This window comes from Citrobacter sp. wls710 (assembly GCF_005281115.1).
Lineage (GTDB): Bacteria > Pseudomonadota > Gammaproteobacteria > Enterobacterales > Enterobacteriaceae > Citrobacter > Citrobacter werkmanii.
Genome location: NZ_SZXD01000058.1, coordinates 41,387 through 61,456, shown reverse-complemented (window position 1 = coordinate 61,456; position 20,070 = coordinate 41,387). Strand labels below are relative to the sequence as shown.

At 53.2% G+C, this 20,070-nt stretch carries 18 protein-coding genes; 7 read left to right on the top strand and 11 right to left on the bottom strand.

The features are described from left to right. Positions 1-10 precede the first annotated feature (10 nt). From FDX14_RS25800 to FDX14_RS21805, 4 genes are read left to right on the top strand one after another with little or no spacing between them, the layout of a single operon-like run. Complete coding sequence (locus FDX14_RS25800) at positions 11-943, top strand: ABC transporter substrate-binding protein (protein WP_006684496.1); 933 nt, start codon at positions 11-13, stop codon at positions 941-943. 10 nt (positions 944-953) lie between these two features. Then, on the top strand, positions 954-1,463 hold the full coding sequence (locus FDX14_RS21815; RefSeq protein ID WP_042308308.1) for a GNAT family N-acetyltransferase: 510 nt from the start codon (positions 954-956) through the stop codon (positions 1,461-1,463). A gap of 9 nt (positions 1,464-1,472) precedes the next feature. Then, positions 1,473-2,399 carry an amino acid ABC transporter permease gene (locus tag FDX14_RS21810; protein ID WP_042308309.1) on the top strand — a complete coding sequence of 309 codons (927 nt, stop codon included), beginning with the start codon at positions 1,473-1,475 and terminating at the stop codon, positions 2,397-2,399. Then, positions 2,383-3,156 carry an amino acid ABC transporter ATP-binding protein gene (locus FDX14_RS21805; RefSeq protein WP_137350229.1) on the top strand — a complete coding sequence of 258 codons (774 nt, stop codon included), beginning with the start codon at positions 2,383-2,385 and terminating at the stop codon, positions 3,154-3,156. Before FDX14_RS21810 ends, FDX14_RS21805 begins: the two co-directional genes overlap by 17 nt. Positions 3,157-3,191: 35 nt before the next feature. Here the strand turns inward: FDX14_RS21805 and FDX14_RS21800 are convergent, their stop codons facing one another. Next, complete coding sequence (locus tag FDX14_RS21800) at positions 3,192-4,181, bottom strand: zinc-dependent alcohol dehydrogenase family protein (protein WP_042308314.1); 990 nt, start codon at positions 4,179-4,181, stop codon at positions 3,192-3,194. 89 nt (positions 4,182-4,270) lie between these two features. Beyond that, positions 4,271-5,200 carry a LysR family transcriptional regulator gene (locus tag FDX14_RS21795; RefSeq protein WP_042308315.1) on the bottom strand — a complete coding sequence of 310 codons (930 nt, stop codon included), beginning with the start codon at positions 5,198-5,200 and terminating at the stop codon, positions 4,271-4,273. A gap of 112 nt (positions 5,201-5,312) precedes the next feature. On the opposite strand from FDX14_RS21795, the gene FDX14_RS21790 reads away from it, so the two are divergent. Further along, positions 5,313-5,930 carry a glutathione S-transferase family protein gene (locus tag FDX14_RS21790; protein ID WP_137350228.1) on the top strand — a complete coding sequence of 206 codons (618 nt, stop codon included), beginning with the start codon at positions 5,313-5,315 and terminating at the stop codon, positions 5,928-5,930. A 39-nt stretch (positions 5,931-5,969) separates the two neighbouring features. Continuing rightward, complete coding sequence (gene pptA / locus FDX14_RS21785; protein ID WP_137350227.1) at positions 5,970-6,197, top strand: tautomerase PptA; 228 nt, start codon at positions 5,970-5,972, stop codon at positions 6,195-6,197. Positions 6,198-6,235: 38 nt separating this feature from the next. Here pptA and FDX14_RS21780 read toward each other — a convergent pair whose 3' ends face one another. Both FDX14_RS21780 and FDX14_RS21775 read right to left on the bottom strand, forming a co-directional pair. Beyond that, the gene (locus tag FDX14_RS21780) at positions 6,236-8,212 is read right to left on the bottom strand and encodes an alkyl/aryl-sulfatase (RefSeq protein WP_137350226.1); all 1,977 of its coding nucleotides are present in this window, start codon (positions 8,210-8,212) and stop codon (positions 6,236-6,238) included. Positions 8,213-8,425: 213 nt separating this feature from the next. Then, entirely contained in the window at positions 8,426-8,998 is a 573-nt protein-coding gene (locus tag FDX14_RS21775) for a flavin reductase family protein (protein WP_061381314.1), read from the bottom strand. A 157-nt stretch (positions 8,999-9,155) separates the two neighbouring features. On the opposite strand from FDX14_RS21775, the gene nhoA reads away from it, so the two are divergent. Beyond that, positions 9,156-10,001, top strand: coding sequence for an N-hydroxyarylamine O-acetyltransferase (gene nhoA / locus FDX14_RS21770; protein ID WP_061381316.1), 846 nt, complete (start codon positions 9,156-9,158; stop codon positions 9,999-10,001). Positions 10,002-10,060: 59 nt separating this feature from the next. On the opposite strand, the gene FDX14_RS21765 is transcribed toward nhoA, so the two are convergent. From FDX14_RS21765 to FDX14_RS21735, 7 genes are all read right to left on the bottom strand, one after another. Next, positions 10,061-10,954, bottom strand: a complete 894-nt coding sequence (locus FDX14_RS21765) for a PhzF family isomerase (RefSeq protein ID WP_137350225.1) — start codon at positions 10,952-10,954, stop codon at positions 10,061-10,063. Positions 10,955-11,058: 104 nt separating this feature from the next. Continuing rightward, positions 11,059-11,739 carry a respiratory nitrate reductase subunit gamma gene (narI, locus tag FDX14_RS21760; protein WP_038640663.1) on the bottom strand — a complete coding sequence of 227 codons (681 nt, stop codon included), beginning with the start codon at positions 11,737-11,739 and terminating at the stop codon, positions 11,059-11,061. After that, the gene (gene narW, locus FDX14_RS21755) at positions 11,736-12,431 is read right to left on the bottom strand and encodes a nitrate reductase molybdenum cofactor assembly chaperone (RefSeq protein ID WP_137350224.1); all 696 of its coding nucleotides are present in this window, start codon (positions 12,429-12,431) and stop codon (positions 11,736-11,738) included. The genes narI and narW overlap by 4 nt, the downstream gene beginning before the upstream one ends. Further along, the gene (gene narH / locus FDX14_RS21750) at positions 12,431-13,975 is read right to left on the bottom strand and encodes a nitrate reductase subunit beta (protein WP_042308334.1); all 1,545 of its coding nucleotides are present in this window, start codon (positions 13,973-13,975) and stop codon (positions 12,431-12,433) included. Before narH ends, narW begins: the two co-directional genes overlap by 1 nt. Beyond that, positions 13,972-17,712 carry a nitrate reductase subunit alpha gene (locus FDX14_RS21745; RefSeq protein WP_137350223.1) on the bottom strand — a complete coding sequence of 1,247 codons (3,741 nt, stop codon included), beginning with the start codon at positions 17,710-17,712 and terminating at the stop codon, positions 13,972-13,974. Before FDX14_RS21745 ends, narH begins: the two co-directional genes overlap by 4 nt. A gap of 86 nt (positions 17,713-17,798) precedes the next feature. Beyond that, positions 17,799-19,184 carry a NarK family nitrate/nitrite MFS transporter gene (locus FDX14_RS21740; RefSeq protein ID WP_079224170.1) on the bottom strand — a complete coding sequence of 462 codons (1,386 nt, stop codon included), beginning with the start codon at positions 19,182-19,184 and terminating at the stop codon, positions 17,799-17,801. Between the two features lie 211 nt (positions 19,185-19,395). After that, the gene (locus FDX14_RS21735; protein ID WP_061381320.1) at positions 19,396-19,974 is read right to left on the bottom strand and encodes a TetR family transcriptional regulator; all 579 of its coding nucleotides are present in this window, start codon (positions 19,972-19,974) and stop codon (positions 19,396-19,398) included. Positions 19,975-20,070: the final 96 nt, after the last annotated feature.

Genomic DNA, 20,070 nt, shown 5'->3' with positions numbered 1-20,070 from the left:
GAAAAACGCTATGCAGAAAAAATCAGTATTCCTCGCGCTGTCGCTGGCTTTCAGCGCGACCGTCTGGGCAAATGACGTGACCATTAACGGCACGGGCGTAAGCCTGGAAGCCAATAAAACGCCGATTAATACGGCAAAAAATCCGCAGGCGATTGCGCAATTACCCGCGAACCTGCACCTGGCCGTACCGGGCAAATTTACTGTGGCGATTGCCGGGCTCAGCCAGCCGCCGCTGACCGTCTTTGCCGATGACAATAAAACACTGATCGGCAGCGAGGCGGACATTGCCCGTCTGGTGGCAGACAGTTTGGGTCTGGAACTCAACGTTGTGCCTACATCATGGGAAGACTGGCCGCTGGGGGTCACCTCCGGCAAATACGATGCCGCGATCAGCAATATTACCGTCACAAAAGCGCGCAAAGAGAAATTCGATTTCGCGACCTATCGTAAGGACTCCCTGGGCTTTTATGTCAAAACCGGCAGCAAGCTGAAGAAAATCGAGCAGGCGGAAGATATCGCCGGTCTGCGCATTATCGTCGGTTCGGGGACGAACCAGGAAGCCATCCTGCTGGCCTGGAACGATGAAAACGTGAAGAAAGGGTTACAGCCGTTTACGCCAGTGTATACCAAAGACGATGCCGCCCAGACTCTGGCCCTGCAGTCAGGTCGCGCTGATGCCTACTTCGGTCCTAACGTTATCGGCGCGTGGAAAGCCGCGCTCAACGGTAAAACGCAGTTGGTGGGTAGCGTTGATGGCGGTTGGCCAAAAGCGGCACATATCGCCGTGACGCTGAAAAAAGACAGCGGTTTGGTGCTGCCTGTGCAAACCGCCCTCAACGGCGTGATTGGCAACGGCGACTACGACAAGGTACTGAACCGTTGGGGGGAAGGGGTGGAACGCATTCCGCAATCTGAAATCAACCCAGCCGGGTTAGGCGACTAAGGAGGTCATCGTGAGCGATCAATTTCGCGTGGTCTCACCTGAAGCCAGCGAGCTGCAACCCATTTTGAACGGTCTGTTTGGTGAATATGCCGCCCGCTATGGCGATTATTTTTCTCGCGACGCAGAGGTGGAACTGACCGAATGGTATCTGGCGCCGCAGGGACTGTTTGTGGTCCTGGAGCGTGGCGGTGAGATTATCGCCACCGGAGCCTACAAACCTTACGACAAAGACACCGCCGAGATTAAGCGTATCTGGACGAAAAGCACGCTACGTCAGCAGGGACTGGCGGCGCGCGTGGTGCAGGAACTGGAGCGTCGGGCGCTGCTCGCGGGCTACAGCCGCATATATCTGACCACAGGATTTCGCCAGCCGGAGGCCGTCCGGCTGTATTTAAGTCAGGGCTACGATCCGCAATTTGATACGGCGCGGGATCCGGAAGAGTACAGCCAGCCGCCGTTTGATGGACGACTGCGCTTTACCAAACTGTTGACCATCGCCGGTCAGGCCAGAATAGCCTGAGGAGATAAAATGAAAACGACTGATAGCATTAAAGTCGTACCGGCGCGCTATCCTATGCGCACCGTGGGAGCGGTTGTTGCCTTGTTTGTCCTGGCGGTGATTATCCAGTCCGTGGCATTTAACCCGCGCTGGGAATGGGCCGTATTTGCCCGCTGGTTCTTTGATCCGGTTATCTTGTCCGGTCTCGGACAAACATTGTTGCTGACGCTTATCGGTACGCTGTTGAGTATTATCATCGGCGGTCTGCTGGCGCTGGCGCGACTTTCATCTTCCTGGTTGCTGAACGGTCTGGCATGGGGATACATCTGGCTGTTTCGTTCATTACCGTTGATTGTGGTGCTAATCGTTCTGTACAACTTCTCCTATCTGTATGACACGTTGACGATTGGTATTCCGTTTACTCCGCTTCAGTGGGGCAGTTTTGAGACCATCAATGTACTCGGCCAGTTTTCCACTGCGGTAGTCGGCCTGACGCTGGTGCAAAGCGCCTATACCGCTGAAATTATTCGTGGTGGATTTTTGGGGGTTGATCACGGTCAGTACGAGGCTGCGGCGGCGCTGGGCTTACCGGCATGGCGACGTACGCTGCGAATTATCCTGCCGCAGGCGCTGCGCACTATATTGCCTGCCGGGTTCAATGAAATCATCAGTCTGGCGAAAGGGACGGCGATGGTATACGTGCTTGCCATGCCTGAGTTGTTCTACACCATCCAGATGATCTACAACCGCACGCAGGAGGTGATCCCGCTGCTGATGGTCGGCGCGGTGTGGTATCTGGTAATTACCAGCGTCCTGTCGCTAATTCAGCACCTGGTCGAACGCGCGCTGGCACGTAGCGAACGACGTTCAGCGATCAATACCGCCCGGGTGAGTCGTGCAGCAAAACGCAGTCGTCAACGTCCACAGCAGGAGGCCGCCCATGTCCCACTCGCCTGAAGGCCATATTTCTATTACCGGCGTCAGCAAATACTTCGGCCGCCATAAAGCGTTGGATAACGTATCGCTGGAGATCCCGCCCGGTACGGTAACCGTTATTCTTGGCCCATCCGGTTCCGGGAAATCCACGCTTTTGCGGACAATCAACCATCTGGAGCGTGTGGATGAAGGGTTTATTCAAATTGATGGCGATTACATTGGTTATCGTCGGCAGGGAGATAAGCTGTATGAGCTGAAAGAGGCGGAAATTTTGCGCCAGCGCGTCAACGTCGGCTATGTGTTTCAGAACTTTAATCTGTTCCCACACCTAACGGTGCTGGAGAATTTGATTGAAGCGCCCATTGCACACGGACTGGCATCGCGTAAAGCCGCCACCGAGCGGGCATTAACCCTGCTTGATGCGGTAGGGCTGCGTAATAAAGCCGATGCCTGGTCGCGTCACTTATCCGGCGGACAACAACAACGTATCGCCATTGCCCGTGCACTGGCATTAAATCCGCGCGTCATGCTGTTTGATGAACCCACGTCAGCGCTTGACCCCGAACTGGTGGGCGAAGTGCTGGATGTGATTAAAACGCTAGCGCAGTCGGGAACCACGCTGGTTGTGGTAACGCACGAGATTGGCTTCGCCCGGGAAGTGGCGGACCAGGTGGTGTTTATGGTCGATGGCAAAATTGTCGAGCAGGGCAGCAGCGAACAGGTGCTGAATCATCCACGCCACACGCGCACTCATCAGTTTTTGTCGAAAGTGCTTTGATACACATTGCGGCACAAGGCTGTGCCGCACAGGGGTTATACAGTGACGACGATTTTGCCTACCTGACCGTTGGCTTCCATGTATTGATGTGCCTTGACGATATCATCAAAGGCAAAGGTTTTATCAATCAGCGGTTTGAGCTGCCCGGACTGCAACCCTTCAAAGATAAACCGCTTCGCTCGCGAAAGTTTTTCTGCGTCCGAGGTGATCTCAAAAATTTCATAACCACGGAAAGTCAAATGGCGACCGAGGATCTCAATGACCGGTATAGAAAGGTCGCGTGCATCAAGCGAGCCATATTGGAAAAAGATCCCACCGGCTGGCATCACCTGGGCAATTTTTGCCACTCCCGGGCCTCCGACCGGGTCGAAGACCACTCGGGTTCCTTTGCTATCAGTAATCCGTTGAATCTCAGCCACCAGATCCTGCTCCTGGCTTGCAATAACCTCTGCCGCACCCAGTTGCAGTAGCTGAGCTCGTTTCTCACTGGTCCGCGTCATCGCAATAGGCTTTGCGCCGAGCATATTAGCAATCTGAATTGCCGCCAGTCCGACGCTACTGGAAGCAGCATTGATCAGCACATTATCTCCAGGTTTAATATCCGCATATTCAACCAGTGCACCGAATGCGGTCACATACATCATCCAACTGGCGGCGGCTTCGGCAAAGCTGAGGTTTTGCGGATGTTTTACGACCGCGTGTGCCGGGGCATTAACGACTTCTCCATACATACCATATTGATGAAAGCTGAAAGCCGGGATGACGCTAACATCATCGCCAGGTGCAAACTCACGTACGTTGTCTCCTACGGATTCAACGACTCCGGCAGCTTCATAACCCAACCGTGCCGGGAAATTAGGTTGGTAAATATACTGGCCTGTGCGGTACATAATCTCCGCACGGTTGATACCAATAGCCCGTACGCGGATCTGAACCTCATTCGCACCAGGCGCGGGAACCTGCATGTCCTGAATCTTCAAGACGTCAGCACCACCAATTTGATTAAAAACTACGACCTTAGACATAGCAGACCTCAGTAAATTGTTCTGTATTGGGTCCGCACAATTTAACGATTCAGATGAGAGTGAAAAACCGCAGTTGCGGAACTTCACTATTACTGATTTTGTAATAATCCATGAAGCCGCAGTTTTTGTTGGCTAAAAAGTTCGCATAACCAGTCAATGAATACCCGCACCCGAGGGGCGAGATGACGTCTGTCCGGGTAAAGCACTGAAACCGGTTTTGATTCCCCGGCGTAATCGGCCAGTACCTCAACGAGCTGACCCGACTGGAGGTAGGGGGCCAGCACGGCATGCACACCGCGGATGATGCCGAGTCCCGATAAACAGCCGGTCAGCAATATATCGGAGTTATCAACGCTTATCCGTCCGGTGGGCGTGAATGATAAAATTTCACCTCCGCTGATGAAGGTCCACTCCAGCGCTTCGCGGTGACGCTCGCTGAAAAAGTTAAGTGCCTGGTGTCGGGATAAATCCTCTGGCGTCTGCGGTACGCCATGTTGTTGCAAATAATCCGGTGACGCACAGGTCACCATCTTTACTTCACCGAGTCGCCTGGATATCAGGGAAGAGTCTTGTAACTCGCCGATACGGATCATGCAGTCGATACCTTCGGCAAGCATATCGATTCTACGGTCGGTGGAGGTGAGCACCATCTCGATATCAGGATACCGCGACTGGAAATCTTTCAGCGCAGGAACTAACACGGAGTGCGCCAGCGACAGAGGGGCATTAACCCTGAGTTTTCCGCGTGGCGGGCGAGTTGGCGAGAAAGAGGCCATGATGTCATCAACGTCACTGAGCAGTATTTTTGTGCGTTGATAAAAAGCGTCACCTTCATCGGTCAGCGACACTTTACGGGTTGTGCGGTTAAGCAACTTGGCCCCAAGCTCGTCTTCAAGGTGCTGGATGGCTTTGGTCACTGCGGGGCGATGCAGGTGTAACACGTCTGCAGCTCTGGCAAATCCCCCTTGCTCAACAACTTGTATAAAAATGGACATGTATTCAAACATACTCGAACGCATCGCTTATTATCTCCCGGTATCCGATCATTGTTATTATGAGAGTAATAATCATGTCTGCATAGGTTGTTGAATGCTGCTCTACACTTAGGGTTTTAACGTTGAGGGTTGCAGCATGATTAAGGTCTATGGGGTGCCGGGCTGGGGATCGGCCATCAGTGAAGTGATGCTCACACTGGCGGAGATCCCTTACAGTTTTATTAATGTCGACGGCTTTGATAGCGATGGTCCTTCGCGGGAACTGCTTAAGACAATGAATCCGCTATGCCAGGTGCCCACACTGGTGCTGGAAAATGGCGAAGTCATGACGGAAACGGCGGCGATCGCCCTGATGATCCTCGATCGTTGTCCAGAACTTTCGCCCTCCGTTGGGCGCAGCGAGCGTCAGCAGTTCCAGCGTCTGTTGATATGGCTGGTGGCAAATGTCTATCCCACGTTTACCTATGCCGATTATCCTGAACGCTGGGTGCCGGATGCTCCGGCGCAGTTGAAAAAAAATTGTATTGAGAACCGAAAATCTCTCTATATGTGGTTGAATAACCAGCTAAGCGCCGAGCCGTACGCGCTCGGAGAGCAGTTAACCTTGCTGGACGTTTATATTTGCGTGATGCGCAGCTGGGGGCCGGGACATGACTGGTTCCAGGACAATACGCCGAATATTAGCGCCATCGCCGATGCGGTTTGTCAGCATCCGAGGCTACGTACTGTGCTGAAAAACAATAAGATTATTTGAGAAAACACGCTTTCTGACCAAAACAATAAGGAACCTGCTATGCCGCACGTTGATATTAAATGTTTTCCCCGCGATCTGAGCGACAAGCAAAAATCCGCACTGGCGGCGGATATTACCGAAGTCATTATTCGTCATTTGCAAAGCAAAGACAGCTCGATAAGCGTGGCGCTGACTGAAGTTGAGCCAGAGGCGTGGCAGGGCGTGTGGGATGCGGAGATTAAGCCGCAGATGGCAACGTTAATAAAAAAACCTGACTACAGCATGTAAGATAAAACGGGCGAATTTTCCGCCCGTTTTCAACAGGTTTACGGTGTAACGATGTTAAACCAGAATTCGAACTTATCCATATAGCCGAGCATAGCGTCAAGTTTAGCGCCGTCGCCGGTTATCTTCACGTCACCGCTGTCTTGAGCCTGTTTCAGCGTCACTTCCTTGAGGATGATTTTATTCAGCGTGTCGCGATTCAGCGTGATCGTGGCGTCAGCCTCTTTTGCCTCGGCATTGGCGGTATGGTTTAGCACGCCATTTTCCAGCTCAAGCTTGTATTTACCGCCGTCGCTGCCAAGGTCGATGTTAAACACCGATTTGGCATCACCCGCTTTCTGCCCGTTAATATGTACCGCCAGATAGTCGAAGAACATTTCCGGCGTCATGGCGCGTACGGTATCCGGGCTGGCGGTGTTCGGGGTTGGGCCTTTAACCACACCATTACGCAGCTCTTGCGCACCGGTCAGGTAGAAGTTGCGCCACGGGCCGGATTCAGCCTGGTATCCTAGCTGTTCCAGCGCATCAGCTTCCAGATTGCGCGCGGCCTGGTTATTGGGATCGGCAAACACCACTTTGCTCACCACCTGAGCCACCCAGCGATAGTTACCCTGGTCATAGTCGGCTTTTGCTTTCTGCAGAATGGCATCCGCTCCACCCATATAGTCGACGAATTTCTTCGCGGCTTCTTCCGGTGGCAGTTCATCCAGCGTTGCCGGGTTGCCATCAAACCAGCCGAGATAGAGCACATAGGTCGCTTTCACATCATGACTGACGGAACCATAGTAGCCGCGGTTAGCCCAGGTATGCGCCAGCGAGCCCGGCAGTTTAAAGTTCGCGGCGATTTCATCGCGGGTCAGACCTTCGTTAGCCATACGCAGCGTCTGGTCGTTAATGTAACGATACAGATCCCGCTGACTTTTCAGCAGGTTCACGACTTTGTCATTACCCCAGGTTGGCCAGTGGTGCTGCGCCATCAGGATTTCTGCTTTATCTCCCCAGCGTACAATCGCTTCGTTGATGTATTTGGACCACGGCAACGGCTCACGAATTTTGGCCCCGCGCAGGGAGTAGGTGTTGTGCAGGGTGTGAGTGACGTCTTCAGCAGACTCAATCAGTTTTTTCTCTTCGATGTACCACAGCATTTCCGAAGGCGCTTCGGAGCCTGGGGCCAACATGAAGTCATAGGTCAGGCCATCAATGACCTCTTTTTGCCCGTCTTTTTCAATTATATTGGTTGGCGCAATCAGGGTGACGGTTCCCGCGGAGGTTGTGGTTCCCAGTCCGGCACCAACCTGACCTTTGGCATCAGGTTTTAGTAGATTGCCGTACATATAGCTCGCGCGACGGCTCATAACGTTGCCGGCCATGATATTCTCAGCCACCGCCGCCTCCATAAAGCCAGCAGGTGCATAAATCTTCACTTTGCCCGCTTTAACATCGGCTTCGTCAACAACGCCGCGCACGCCGCCGTAATGGTCAACGTGGCTGTGTGTATAAATCACCGCGACAACGGGTTTTTGACCGCGATTTTTAAAGTAAAGATCCATCCCGACTTTGGCCGTTTCTGCTGATACCAGCGGGTCAACAACGGTGACGCCTTCTTTACCTTCAATGATCGTCATGTTGGACAGATCGAGGTTACGGATCTGATAAACGCCTTCCGTCACTTCAAACAGTCCGCTGATGTTGATCAACTGGGACTGACGCCACAGGCTCGGGTTTACCGTATCCGGGGATTTATCACCTTCTTTAATGAACGCATATTGTTGCGGATTCCAGATGACATTTCCTTGCTCACCTTTGATCACATCCTGAGGAATAGGGGCGATGAAGCCTTTATGAGCATCGGTAAAGTCGGTGTTATCGGAGAAGGGCAGTTGGTTGTAGAGCGCATTGTTCGCTTGTTGCGTGGAAGCGGTTGCGTCTTTTGGCGCTTCAGCGGCAATCAGGGGAGCAGAGGCAGAGGTGAGTAACCCGGCAAGGATAAAACTTTGTGCGATTCTATTCAGTTGCATCGTAAAACCTCTCTGACACTTTATAAGTACAGTTGGGGGATGCTGCTTTGACTGATTGGGTTTGGAAGAGATATTTGAGTTAGAGCAAGATTAACTATAATTCACGCAAATGATTCAGCAAGGAAGTACAGCGATTCATCCGACTGGTTTTTCGGAGGTTTTAAGAACACGGCGAGGGATGGAAAGCATGAGTTGCCATCCGTTAGCAGACAATTATTCACCTGCGGTAATGCGTCTTCCGCTGGAGACAAACGTTCCGGCCCCAAGGTGATGCAGGGTAGTGAGCTGGTCATCATCAAACTGCCATCGTCCTTCCACGAAGGCTCTCTCATCAGCGGCCGCCGAGACCACTTCCCCAAACAGGGTGTCATACTTTTCCTGCGCCGCCGTTGCAGGCAGTAGACGGCATTCCATCCAGGCCAGGCATTTTGCTTCTATGAGCGGTAAACCCAGCACCGGTCCTTGCACCACAGGAATGCCGTAGCAGTTGAATTTATCTTCCACACGGCCGGAAACGCTGCCAACGGCCCAGGTCCAGTTGGCGGCGGCAACTCCCGGAATAACGATGCCAAACATGCCGCTGCGTTCAATTAGCTCACGTGACCAGGCTGTCTTGTCGACAACAATCGCGATACGCGGTGGTTCAAACTCAACGGGCATCGACCACGCTGCAGCCATCACGTTCCGCCGCTCTGTATGATCGTCTCGACTGGTGATTAAAATGGTCGGGCCGTGATTTAGCAGTCGGCTGGCATGTTTTAATTCGAGAGGACGAAAATGGCTCATGGATGCTCCTTGGCTGAGAGATAACACACCACAATTAACTTAGATATTAACGGTATTAGCGATTTTGTCGCCTCGTGAGGAAGAACAACGCACAAAATCGAGGGCGTAAAATTAAAAATGCGTTATAAGTACAACATTACACAAACAGGAAGCTGGTATGACGCCTTTTTTAAACGCTTATTTTGCCCGTATTGGCTGGTCAGGTTCGGCCAACGCCAACATTGAAACCCTGCGAGCGCTGCATTTACTGCACAACAGCGCCATTCCTTTTGAAAATCTCGATGTGCTGCTGCCACGCGAAATGCAACTCGACGACGCATCGCTGGAAGAGAAGCTAGTGACGGCGCGTCGCGGCGGTTATTGTTTTGAGCAAAATGGGTTATTTGAGCGGGCGCTCCGCGAAATCGGTTTTACCGTCCGCAGTTTACTTGGACGTGTGGTGCTGGCAAATCCGTCAAGCCTACCGCCACGCACGCATCGTCTGCTGCTGGTTGAGCTACAGGGAGAACAGTGGATCGCTGACGTCGGATTTGGTGGGCAAACGCTGACCGCACCGATTCGTCTGCAGGCAGATGTTGCACAGCACACACCACACGGGGAGTATCGTCTGATTCAGGACGGTGAAGACTGGATTTTGCAGTTCCGTCATCACGAACACTGGCAATCAATGTACCGTTTTGACCTGGTTATGCAGCATCAGAGCGATTATCTGATGGGCAACTTCTGGTCGGCGCATTGGCCGCAGTCGCATTTTCGTCATCATCTGCTAATGTGCCGTCATCTGCCAGACGGCGGTAAATTTACGTTAACCAATTTTCATTTTACCCATTATCAGGATGGCCATGCGGTAGAGCAGATTAATCTGCCCGACGTCGCCAGCCTGTACGCCTTATTGCAGGCGCGGTTTGGATTGGGCGTGGATGATGTGAAGCATGGATTTACTGAAGCAGAATTGGCGACGGTAATGGCGGCGTTTGATACGCACCCGGAAGCGGGGAAATAACGCCATCGGGAATAGTGCCGGATGCGGCGTAATCGTCTTATCCGGCCCACAGGAATAGATTAAAAATCTATTGCCCACTCTGCATGGAACAGGATCACCGCCGAACCAGTAATGGTGACTTTTTCCGGCTGGTTATCACGAATAGCGACCGTCACATCAACTATACCGTCACGACCCAGCGCACGGCCCTGATGCCCCTGAACACGTAACGTTTTGCCATCATGCGCCATCAGCCGGTGGTGAACCAGCCACGCGCCCATCGGCCCGTTGGCATTGCCCGTGACTGGATCTTCCACAATACCAATTGCGGGAGAAAACATGCGTCCATCGGTGGCGTTTTCGCCCTTACGGATTTGAAAAGGGAAGAAACCGTTACAGCCAATTTGTTGGCTGATTGTCGCCAGCGCCTGCAAATCTGGGGAAAGGGCGTCCAGGTCTACCTCAGGCTTTAGCGGAATCATCACTTTCGAATGGCCGGTGGTGGCAACCTGGATCGGCAGCCCTGGCTGCATATCGTCTTCGCTCAGATGCAGCGCGTGGATAATTGCAGTACGAACAGCGCCTTCCAGCGGAGGCTCAAATCCAGGTATTCCTTGCTCAAGGCTAATACGATAGTCATCCCCGATGGCTTCGATATCCACCCGATGACGTCCGGTCATCGAGGTTTGCCAGACGGTAGTGTTGCCCAGCCCCAGCACATTGGCCCGCACATAGTGCGCCGCGACGGTAGCATGTCCACAGATGGGGACTTCGACCGTCGGCGTGAAATAGCGGATGTGTACATCGCTCTCGTTGCTGGTCAGCAGGAATGCGGTTTCCGAATGACGCAGCTCGCGGGCAATCAGCTGCATCTGCGCTTCGCTCAGTCCGTCAGCATGCAGCACCACTCCCGCTGAATTGCCGCGAAAGGGGACCGAGGTAAAGGCATCGACGTGGTAAACCTGTGGTTTCATTAGCGTTCTCCCTGAGATAGAGAAGCATCATAGCGTGCAAAATGCCGGATGGCGACGCCCTGCGTCTTATCCGGTCTACGGACCGGATAAGACATCAGAGACAATTAGCGGCGCGAGCGCACAATTTGATAGCGGCGGGTGAAGTACTCAAACGGCGCACTCCACACGTGGACCAGACGTGTGAACGGAAACAGTAAGAATATCGTCATGCCTAACACCAGATGAGCACGGAATATCGGCGCCACGCCATCCAGATGCGCAGATGCGCCGCCCTGGAAAGTCACCACCGACTGCGCCCAACCGACCAGTTTCAGCATTTCACTACCGTCAGGGTGTTGTGCGGAGAACGGAATAGTGGTTAAGCCGAGAATGCATTGAACCAGCAGAATGCACAGGATCAGAATATCGGCGGTGGATGATGTTGCGCGAATGCGTGGATTAGTCAGGCGGCGCACCAGCAAACCCGCGCCCCCAACCAGCGTTAACACGCCGCAGACACCGCCGAGAATCATTGCCATTTGCTGTTTCACCGCAATCGGCAGGAACCAGGCGTACATCCAGTGCGGGGTCAACATGCCAAACAGGTGACCGAAAAAAATCCCCAGAATGCCGATATGGAACAAGTTTGACCATAATACCATACCGCGTTTGTCCAGCATTTGGCTGGAAGAGGCGCGCCAGGTGTATTGCCCGTAGTCGTATCGCAACCAACTACCGAGGATAAACACCGTGCCGCACAGATACGGGTAGATATCGTAAAAGAAGACGTTCAGATACTGTATCATTTCGGACCTCCCGCGCTGACGTCGACATACTGCGGCGCCACGTCCTGGCTAAAGCGTCGTTGATAGTTTTGTAACGGTGAACTGTCACAAGCGGTGGCGTTATCTTCAATAAACTTCACCTGTTCCTCTTCCCAGACTGCATCCAGCGCCTGACGGGTATCATCACGTGTTTCTGTGCCAACCTGCCTGGTGACACTGTCACTTGAAAGGGAACTTCCGGCAAGCAGCAGCAGGGCGTCAAACAACTGATACCACGGCGTATCGCGCTGTTTTAAGCGACCGCCAAGCAGCGCCAGAATGGGGGCGACATTCTGTAATCCTTCTTTGGCCTGGGCCTCCGGCAGCACGCTTAAATACTCCAGATACAACGGTAGATGATCCGGCAGCTCGCGGCAGTTAAGCTGGAGCCCGACCTTTTCATACTGCGCCAGCAGATCAACCATCGCCTGGCCGCGGTCACGTGACTCGGCATGGACATGTTCGAAAAGCAACAGTGAGGTGGCGCGCCCCCGATCAAACACCTCACACCATTCGGCTTGCTTATCCAGTAATGGGGCATTGAGTAGTCCCCGGCTAAATTCGGTAAGCATTGGGGCATCGCTGGACACCAGCGCCAGCGCGTCGTCTTTACACTCCCACAGCAACTCGTCCGGATATTCCAGCAGCAGTCCGATAATCTTCAGAATTTGCATTATTCACCCTCCGCTTTATCGCGCACTTCGGTGATGTCGATGGCATCAATACGGCTGCTGTTAAACAGGTTGAATTTGGTATCCGAACCGTGACAGCCGTCGCCAAAGGTGAAACCACAACCGTTTTTCTCCGGGAAAGCGTCGCGCGCCATTTCACGGTGGCTGGTCGGGATCACGAAGCGGTCTTCATAGTTGGCGATAGCCAGATAGCGATACATCTCCTCGACTTGTTCAACCGTAAGACCGACTTCCTCAATGGCGCGGGTATCCGTCACGCCTTCGACGGTTTGTGAGCGCATATAGTGTCGCATCGCCATCATACGTTTCAACGCGCGCAATACCGGACCGGTATCGCCAGCACTGAGCATGTTGGCGAGGTACTGTACCGGGATACGTAGTGATTCCACCGCCGGCAAAATGTTGCCATTGTGCGGTAGGCCACCGGCATCAGCCACCGACTGAATCGGTGACAACGGCGGCACATACCAGACCATTGGCAGGGTGCGATACTCAGGGTGTAACGGCAGCGCCAGCTTCCAGTCCATTGCCATTTTGTAGACTGGCGAACGTTGGGCGGCGTCGATAACATTCTGCGGAATGCCTTGTTTTAACGCCTCTTCGATAACTGCCGGATCGTGCGGATTGAGGAACACATCGCACTGACGTTCATACAGATCGGTCTCATGCTCGGTGCTGGCCGCTTCCTCAATGCGGTCGGCGTCGTACAGCAATACGCCGAGATAGCGGATGCGCCCGACGCAGGTTTCCGAACATACCGTCGGCTGGCCGGATTCAATACGCGGGTAGCAGAAAATGCACTTCTCTGACTTACCGCTCTTCCAGTTAAAATAGATTTTCTTGTACGGACAGCCGCTGATGCACAAGCGCCAGCCGCGGCATTTGTCCTGGTCGATCAGCACAATGCCGTCTTCTTCACGCTTATAGATGGCACCGCTCGGGCAGGTAGCGACACAGCTTGGGTTCAGGCAGTGTTCACAAAGTCGCGGCAAATACATCATGAAGGTGTTTTCGAACTGACCGTACATCTCCTTCTGCATTTTCTCGAAGTTACGGTCACGGGCGCGTTTTGAGAATTCGCCGCCGAGCAGTTCTTCCCAGTTGGGGCCCCAGATAATCTTGTCCATCCGTTTGCCGTCAATCAACGAACGTGGACGCGCAGTGGGCTGGTTTTTGCTTTCCGGTGCGCTATGCAGATGTTGGTAATCATAGGTAAACGGTTCATAGTAATCATCGATTTGCGGGATCACCGGGTTGGCGAAAATTTTGGTAATCACCCCCATCTTGCCGCCCAGACGCGGTCTTATCTTGCCGTTAACATCGCGAACCCAGCCGCCTTGCCACTCCTCCTGATCTTCCCAATTTTTCGGATAACCAATCCCTGGTTTGGTCTCGACGTTGTTAAACCATGCATATTCCATCCCTTCGCGCCCGGTCCAGACGTTTTTACAGGTGACGGAGCAGGTGTGGCAGCCGATACACTTGTCCAGATTAAGAACCATTCCTACCTGTGAGCGTATTTTCATTTTTTCGCCTCCTGTACCTGGTCGCGACCTTCATCATCCAGCCAGTTAATATTTTTCATTTTTCTAATCATGATGAACTCATCGCGGTTAGAGCCGACCGTGCCGTAATAGTTAAAGCTGTACGCCAACTGCGCATAGCCGCCGATCATATGCGTCGGTTTTGGGCAGACGCGGGTGACCGAGTTATGGATCCCGCCACGCATCCCGGTGACTTCCGAGCCGGGAATGTTCATGATTCGTTCCTGAGCGTGATACATCATGGTCATTCCCGGTGGCACGCGCTGACTCACCACTGCACGCGCGGTGAGCGCGCCATTGGCGTTAAAGGCTTCAATCCAGTCGTTATCTTCAATACCCAACTCTTTGGCATCGGTCTCGCTGATCCAGACAATCGGTCCGCCGCGCGACAGCGTCAGCATCAGCAGGTTTTCGCTGTAGGTAGAGTGGATGCCCCATTTCTGATGCGGCGTCAGGAAGTTGAGCGCTTTTTCCGGGAAACCGTTTGGTGGAACTTCACGCATTTCGCTGACGCTGCGGGTATCAATTGGCGGACGATACGCCACCAGGCTTTCACCAAATGCACGCATCCACGCGTGATCCTGATACAACTGCTGGCGACCGGACAGGGTGCGCCATGGGATCAGCTCGTGGACGTTGGTATAGCCTGCGTTATAGGAGACATGTTCGCTTTCAAGGCCGGACCAGGTAGGGCTGGAGATAATTTTGCGCGGCTGCGCCTGAATATCGCGAAAACGGATCTTCTCATCTTCTTTGTTCAACGCCAGATGCGTATGGTCGCGTCCGGTCATCGCCCCCAGCGCTTCCCAGGCTTTGACCGCCACCTGACCGTTGGTTTCCGGCGCCAGGGCGAGGATCACCTCCGACGCATCCAGTGCGGTGTCGATCAGCGGGCGACCTTTCGCCGGACCTTCGCGCTTGGTGTAGTTCAGCTTGCCGAGGAAATCGACCTCGGTCTGGGTATTCCAGGAGATACCTTTGCCACCGTTTCCGAGTTTGTCCATTAGCGGGCCGAGCGAGGTAAAACGTTCGTAGGTGGCAGGGTAGTCACGCTCAACGACAGCAATATTAGGCGCAGTTTTTCCTGGAACAAGATCGCATTCGCCTTTGCGCCAGTCGAGGATGTCAAACGGCTGCGCCAGTTCTGCCGGTGAGTCGTGTTGCAGCGGTTGCAGGACGACATCTGTTTCTTGCCCAAGGTGCCCGACACAGACCTCTGAGAACACTTTGGCGATGCCTTTATAAATTTCCCAGTCGCTCTTCGATTCCCACGCCGGATCGACCGCCGCTGACAGCGGGTGAATAAACGGATGCATATCCGAGGTGTTCATATCGTCTTTTTCATACCAGGTCGCGGTCGGCAGAACGATATCGGAGAACAGACAGGTGCTCGACATACGGAAATCGAGCGTGACCAGCAGATCAAGCTTGCCTTCAATCGCCGCGGACTGCCATTCCACCTCTTCAGGTTTAATACCCTCGCTTGAACCGAGCGCTTCTCCCTGGATCCCGCTTTCGGTACCCAGTAAATACTTGAGCATGTATTCATGCCCTTTACCGGAGGAACCGAGCAGGTTAGAGCGCCAGACAAAAAGGTTTCGCGGATGGTTGTGGCCGCTGTCCGGCTGCTCGCAGGCAAAACGGATATCACCCGATTTCAGCGCTTGTGCGGTGTATTCCACAGGAGACAAGCCAGCCAGCTCAGCCTTCGCTTTCACGGTCAATGGGTTGAGGTTAAGCTGCGGGGCGGACGGCAGCCAGCCCATTCTTTCGGCGCGTACGTTAAAGTCGATTAAATGTCCGCTAAATTTCGACGTGTCGGCCAGCGGAGAGAGGAGTTCCTGAGCGGTGAGTTTTTCATAACGCCACTGGCTGGAGTGGTTGTAGAAAAATGAAGTGCTGTTCATCTGACGCGGCGGACGGTTCCAGTCCAACGCAAAGGCCAGCGGTAACCAACCGGTTTGCGGACGCAGTTTCTCTTGGCCCACATAGTGCGCCCAGCCTCCGCCGCTTTGTCCCACGCAACCACAGAACACCAGAATGTTAATCATCCCACGGTAGTTCATATCCATGTGATACCAGTGGTTGACGCCAGCCCCGAGAATGATCATCGAACGGCCATGCGTTTTATGCGCCGTATCGGCAAACTCGCGGGCGATTTGTTCGATATGTCGGCGTGGCACGCCGGTAATTTGCTCGCCCCAGGCCGGAGTGTAGGCTTTCACTTCGCTGTAATCTTGTGCGCTATGAACGTCATCCAGACCACGATCGAGGCCATAATTCGCCAGCACCAGATCATAAACGCTCACCACCGGGCAACGGCTGCCATCGGCGAGGGTGAGACGTTTTACCGGAAGTTGCCGTACCAGCACAGGTTCTTGTTTGACGCTGCGAAAATGAGGGTTTTCGTTGCCGCCAAAGTAGGGGAATGCTACCCCAGCCACTTCATCATGCTGACCCAGCAACGAGAGGGAAAGTTCTGTTTCTGCCCCAGCGGCCAACGACTCGAGGTTCCATTTGCCTGTTTCACCCCAGCGAAAGCCGATGGAGCCGTTCGGCACGACCAGCTCACCTTCACTGTTAAAGGCCACGGTTTTCCACTCGGGATTGTTGCTTTCGCCGAGACCATCGACAAGGTCTGAGGCGCGCATCATACGTCCAGGCACGTAGCTGCCATCTTCCCGGGTATCCAGTAAAACCAGCATCGGCATGTCGGTATAGCGGCGACAGTAATTGAGGAAATAATCGCTGGGATTGTCGAGGTGGAACTCTTTCAGGATGACGTGGCCCATCGCCATCGCCAGCGCGCTGTCGGTCCCTTGCTTAGGTGCCAGCCACTGATCGCACAGTTTGGCGACTTCCGAGTAGTCGGGCGTAATGGCAATCGTCTTGGTGCCTTTGTAGCGCACTTCAGTAAAAAAGTGCGCGTCCGGCGTACGGGTCTGCGGGACGTTAGATCCCCAGGCGATGATATAACTGGAGTTATACCAGTCGGCGGATTCAGGAACATCAGTCTGCTCGCCCCAGGTCATCGGTGACGCAGGCGGTAAGTCGCAATACCAGTCATAAAAACTCAGGCAGGTGCCGCCAAGAAGGGAAAGATAACGCGTGCCTGCGGCATAGGAGACCATCGACATCGCAGGGATTGGGGAGAAGCCGGCCACGCGATCCGGGCCGTAGGTCTTCACCGTCCAGACGTTGGCGGCAGCAATCAGCTGATTAAGTTCTTTCCAGTTGGAACGGATGAAACCACCGCGACCGCGTACCTGCTTGTAGCTCTGGCATTTTTGCGGGTCGTTCATAATCGATTCCCAGGCCAGCACCGGGTCGGACTGGCGGGTCAGGGCGTCGCGCCACAATTCGATCAAGCGTTTACGCACTAACGGATATTTCAGGCGGTTGGCGCTGTAAAGATACCAGGAGTAGCTGGCGCCGCGCGGACAGCCGCGGGGTTCATGGTTAGGCAGGTCAGGTCGGGTACGCGGGTAGTCAGTTTGCTGTGTTTCCCAGGTTACCAGTCCGTTTTTGACGTAGATTTTCCAGCTACATGAGCCGGTACAGTTCACGCCGTGGGTAGAGCGCACAATTTTATCGAACTGCCAGCGTTGGCGATAACTGTCTTCCCAGTCCCGGTTGGTGTGCATCACTTGCCCATGCCCCTCGGCAAACGTATCGCCCTTTTGTTTAAAGTAGCGAAAGCGATCTAACAGTTTACTCATGACATAACTCCTGCTTCGATAATATTGCCGACGGTGAATCGCACACCAGGTCTGCCTGAATGTCCGAGCCTGCGGTATCCATTTCGTTATTTTTTTTGTGATTTACGGCCATAGACCAGCCAGGTCACCAGCACACAGACGATGTAAAACACCAAAAATATTTTCATAGCCCCCACCGGAGAGCCGGTAAGCGCCAGGGATGAACCAAACGCTTTGGGGATGAAGAAGCCCCCCACAGCGCCGATGGCAGAGATGAATCCAAGCGCTGCGGCGGTGTCGGTTACCGCTTCACGCTGGGCCTGTTCCTCTGTGCCACCGCGCAGTTTCACCCGGTAAATCGTGATTTTGCGAAAGATCACCGCAATCATCTGGAAGGTCGACCCGCTTCCCAGACCCGCGGTCAGGAACAGCCCCATAAACACCAGATAGAAGGCGACAAAGTTTCCTTCTCCTGAGCCCGGCAGAGTAAGAAACAGCAGGGCGCTGAACAGTGCCATAAAGATGAAGTTAATTAACGTGACGCGTACACCGCCGAACTTGTCAGAGATAACGCCGCCCGCCGATCGCGCAAGCGCGCCGATGAAGGGGCCGAAGAACGCCAGTTGCAGAATATTCACGTCAGGAAATTGGGTTTTCGCCAGCATGGCAAAACCAGCCGAAAAGCCGATAAATGACCCGAAAGTCGCGAGATACAGCAGGCTTAACAGCCACAAGTGAAAACGCTTGAGGACCGGTAGCTGGGAAGCAATAGAAGCCTTCGAACTGGCAATATCATTCATTCCCATGCCTGCCGCCAGGGTGGCTATCAGCAGAAGTGGAACCCAAATCCATGCGGCATTGGCCAGCGACAGTAATGAGCCGTCAGCTTGCGGTACGCTCTGGACGCCCAAAAAGGTAAATATGGGCAGAAAAATCACCAGCGGCGCGATTAGCTGCATCACGCTGACGCCGAGGTTGCCAAGGCCGCCGTTAACCCCCAACGCACTGCCTTGCTTTGCTTTGGGGAAGAAAAAGCTGATGTTGCCCATGCTGGAGGCAAAGTTAGCGCCAGCAAAACCGCACATCAGCGCAATAATAATAAATACTCCAAACGGAGTAGCGGTATTTTGCACGGCAAATCCCAGCCAGACGCAGGGAATAACCAGAATAATCGTGCTAAAAATGGTCCAACGGCGACCGCCAAATATAGGTACCATAAAGGAGTAGGGAACGCGCAATATTGCCCCAGAAAGGGAGGGTAATGCCGTTAATAAAAACAGTTGATCGGTGGTGAAATTAAAACCAATTTTATTCAGATTGACGGCTACGGCGCTAAACAGCATCCAGACGCAGAAGGCAAGTAAAAGGCAACTTACTGATATCCAAAGATTTCTACGGGCAATGTGCTTGCCTTTGTTTTCCCAAAAGGCGGGGTTTTCTGGTTTCCAGTCAGTCAAAAGATAACGATTATTTTTCTCATTTGATGATGACATATTATTCTCCATGCACATGCCGTTCATGAAAAAGAAATAAACGCATACAGGCCGCGCGGCTTCTTTTTAGAAACTATTGAAAGGTTTTGGGAATATTGACTGAAAGAATAGATAAAAAAGTGCAATAACGCGGGATGAGGGGAGAATTACATGTTGGTTAAGTGTTACTAATTGTAAACTTAAAAGAGGTATTGTTTATTCATCTATAACATTAGCTAAATAACTCCAGCGTAATCATACGATCCAGGTGGCGATCAAAAGCAGGATCGGCCATTTCCTCGATGCCCAACATATACATACCATCCAGGCCGCACACCAGTGCGATTAAACGCCATGCGACGTCAGCGGCATCTGGGGTGGATGAAAACTCACCGGCTTTCTGTCCCTGAATGATGATATTGGCCGTTTCCTCATGCCACATCCGCATGGTTAGCAGATAGGCGCTTTTGATTTCTGGATCTTTACCGGCTACAACCTGCGCTTCACGCCACAGCTTAATATAGGGTTCGAAGCCGCCATCTTCACTGCCCAGCATGGCATGCAGTCGCTCACGGAAGCTGGCATCCTCACTGACCAGTTCCGCATCAAGCAGGGTACGGATCAGGCGCACAAAAGCCTGAGACTTGAGTTCACCGGCAGAGGCAAAATGATGATGCACCTGACCCGTCGCCACATGGGCTTCCGCCGCTATACGTCGTACGGTCATGGCAGTAAACCCTTCTTCCAGCGCAACGCGCATTGCCGCTTGCAGAATCACTTCCCGACGTTCATCCCGATTCAGATAGCTCATCATTCCTCCTGTATCTCAATAGCACGCAGTCTAACAAAAAGTTGGACATATGTTCAATTTTCCGTAGGATCGCTAAAGCTGGACATGTGTCCAGTT

Coding starts and splice junctions, on each gene's coding strand:
- FDX14_RS21790 (WP_137350228.1), top strand. CDS start 5,313: ATGATTAAGGTCTATGGGGTGCCGGGCTGGGGATCGGCCATCAGTGAA.
- FDX14_RS21745 (WP_137350223.1), bottom strand. CDS start 17,712: ATGAGTAAACTGTTAGATCGCTTTCGCTACTTTAAACAAAAGGGCGAT.
- FDX14_RS21740 (WP_079224170.1), bottom strand. CDS start 19,184: ATGTCATCATCAAATGAGAAAAATAATCGTTATCTTTTGACTGACTGG.
- FDX14_RS21780 (WP_137350226.1), bottom strand. CDS start 8,212: ATGCAACTGAATAGAATCGCACAAAGTTTTATCCTTGCCGGGTTACTC.
- FDX14_RS21765 (WP_137350225.1), bottom strand. CDS start 10,954: ATGAAACCACAGGTTTACCACGTCGATGCCTTTACCTCGGTCCCCTTT.
- narI (WP_038640663.1), bottom strand. CDS start 11,739: ATGATACAGTATCTGAACGTCTTCTTTTACGATATCTACCCGTATCTG.
- FDX14_RS21735 (WP_061381320.1), bottom strand. CDS start 19,974: ATGAGCTATCTGAATCGGGATGAACGTCGGGAAGTGATTCTGCAAGCG.
- FDX14_RS21805 (WP_137350229.1), top strand. CDS start 2,383: ATGTCCCACTCGCCTGAAGGCCATATTTCTATTACCGGCGTCAGCAAA.
- pptA (WP_137350227.1), top strand. CDS start 5,970: ATGCCGCACGTTGATATTAAATGTTTTCCCCGCGATCTGAGCGACAAG.
- narH (WP_042308334.1), bottom strand. CDS start 13,975: ATGAAAATACGCTCACAGGTAGGAATGGTTCTTAATCTGGACAAGTGT.
- narW (WP_137350224.1), bottom strand. CDS start 12,431: ATGCAAATTCTGAAGATTATCGGACTGCTGCTGGAATATCCGGACGAG.
- FDX14_RS21795 (WP_042308315.1), bottom strand. CDS start 5,200: ATGCGTTCGAGTATGTTTGAATACATGTCCATTTTTATACAAGTTGTT.
- FDX14_RS21810 (WP_042308309.1), top strand. CDS start 1,473: ATGAAAACGACTGATAGCATTAAAGTCGTACCGGCGCGCTATCCTATG.
- FDX14_RS21800 (WP_042308314.1), bottom strand. CDS start 4,181: ATGTCTAAGGTCGTAGTTTTTAATCAAATTGGTGGTGCTGACGTCTTG.
- nhoA (WP_061381316.1), top strand. CDS start 9,156: ATGACGCCTTTTTTAAACGCTTATTTTGCCCGTATTGGCTGGTCAGGT.
- FDX14_RS25800 (WP_006684496.1), top strand. CDS start 11: ATGCAGAAAAAATCAGTATTCCTCGCGCTGTCGCTGGCTTTCAGCGCG.
- FDX14_RS21775 (WP_061381314.1), bottom strand. CDS start 8,998: ATGAGCCATTTTCGTCCTCTCGAATTAAAACATGCCAGCCGACTGCTA.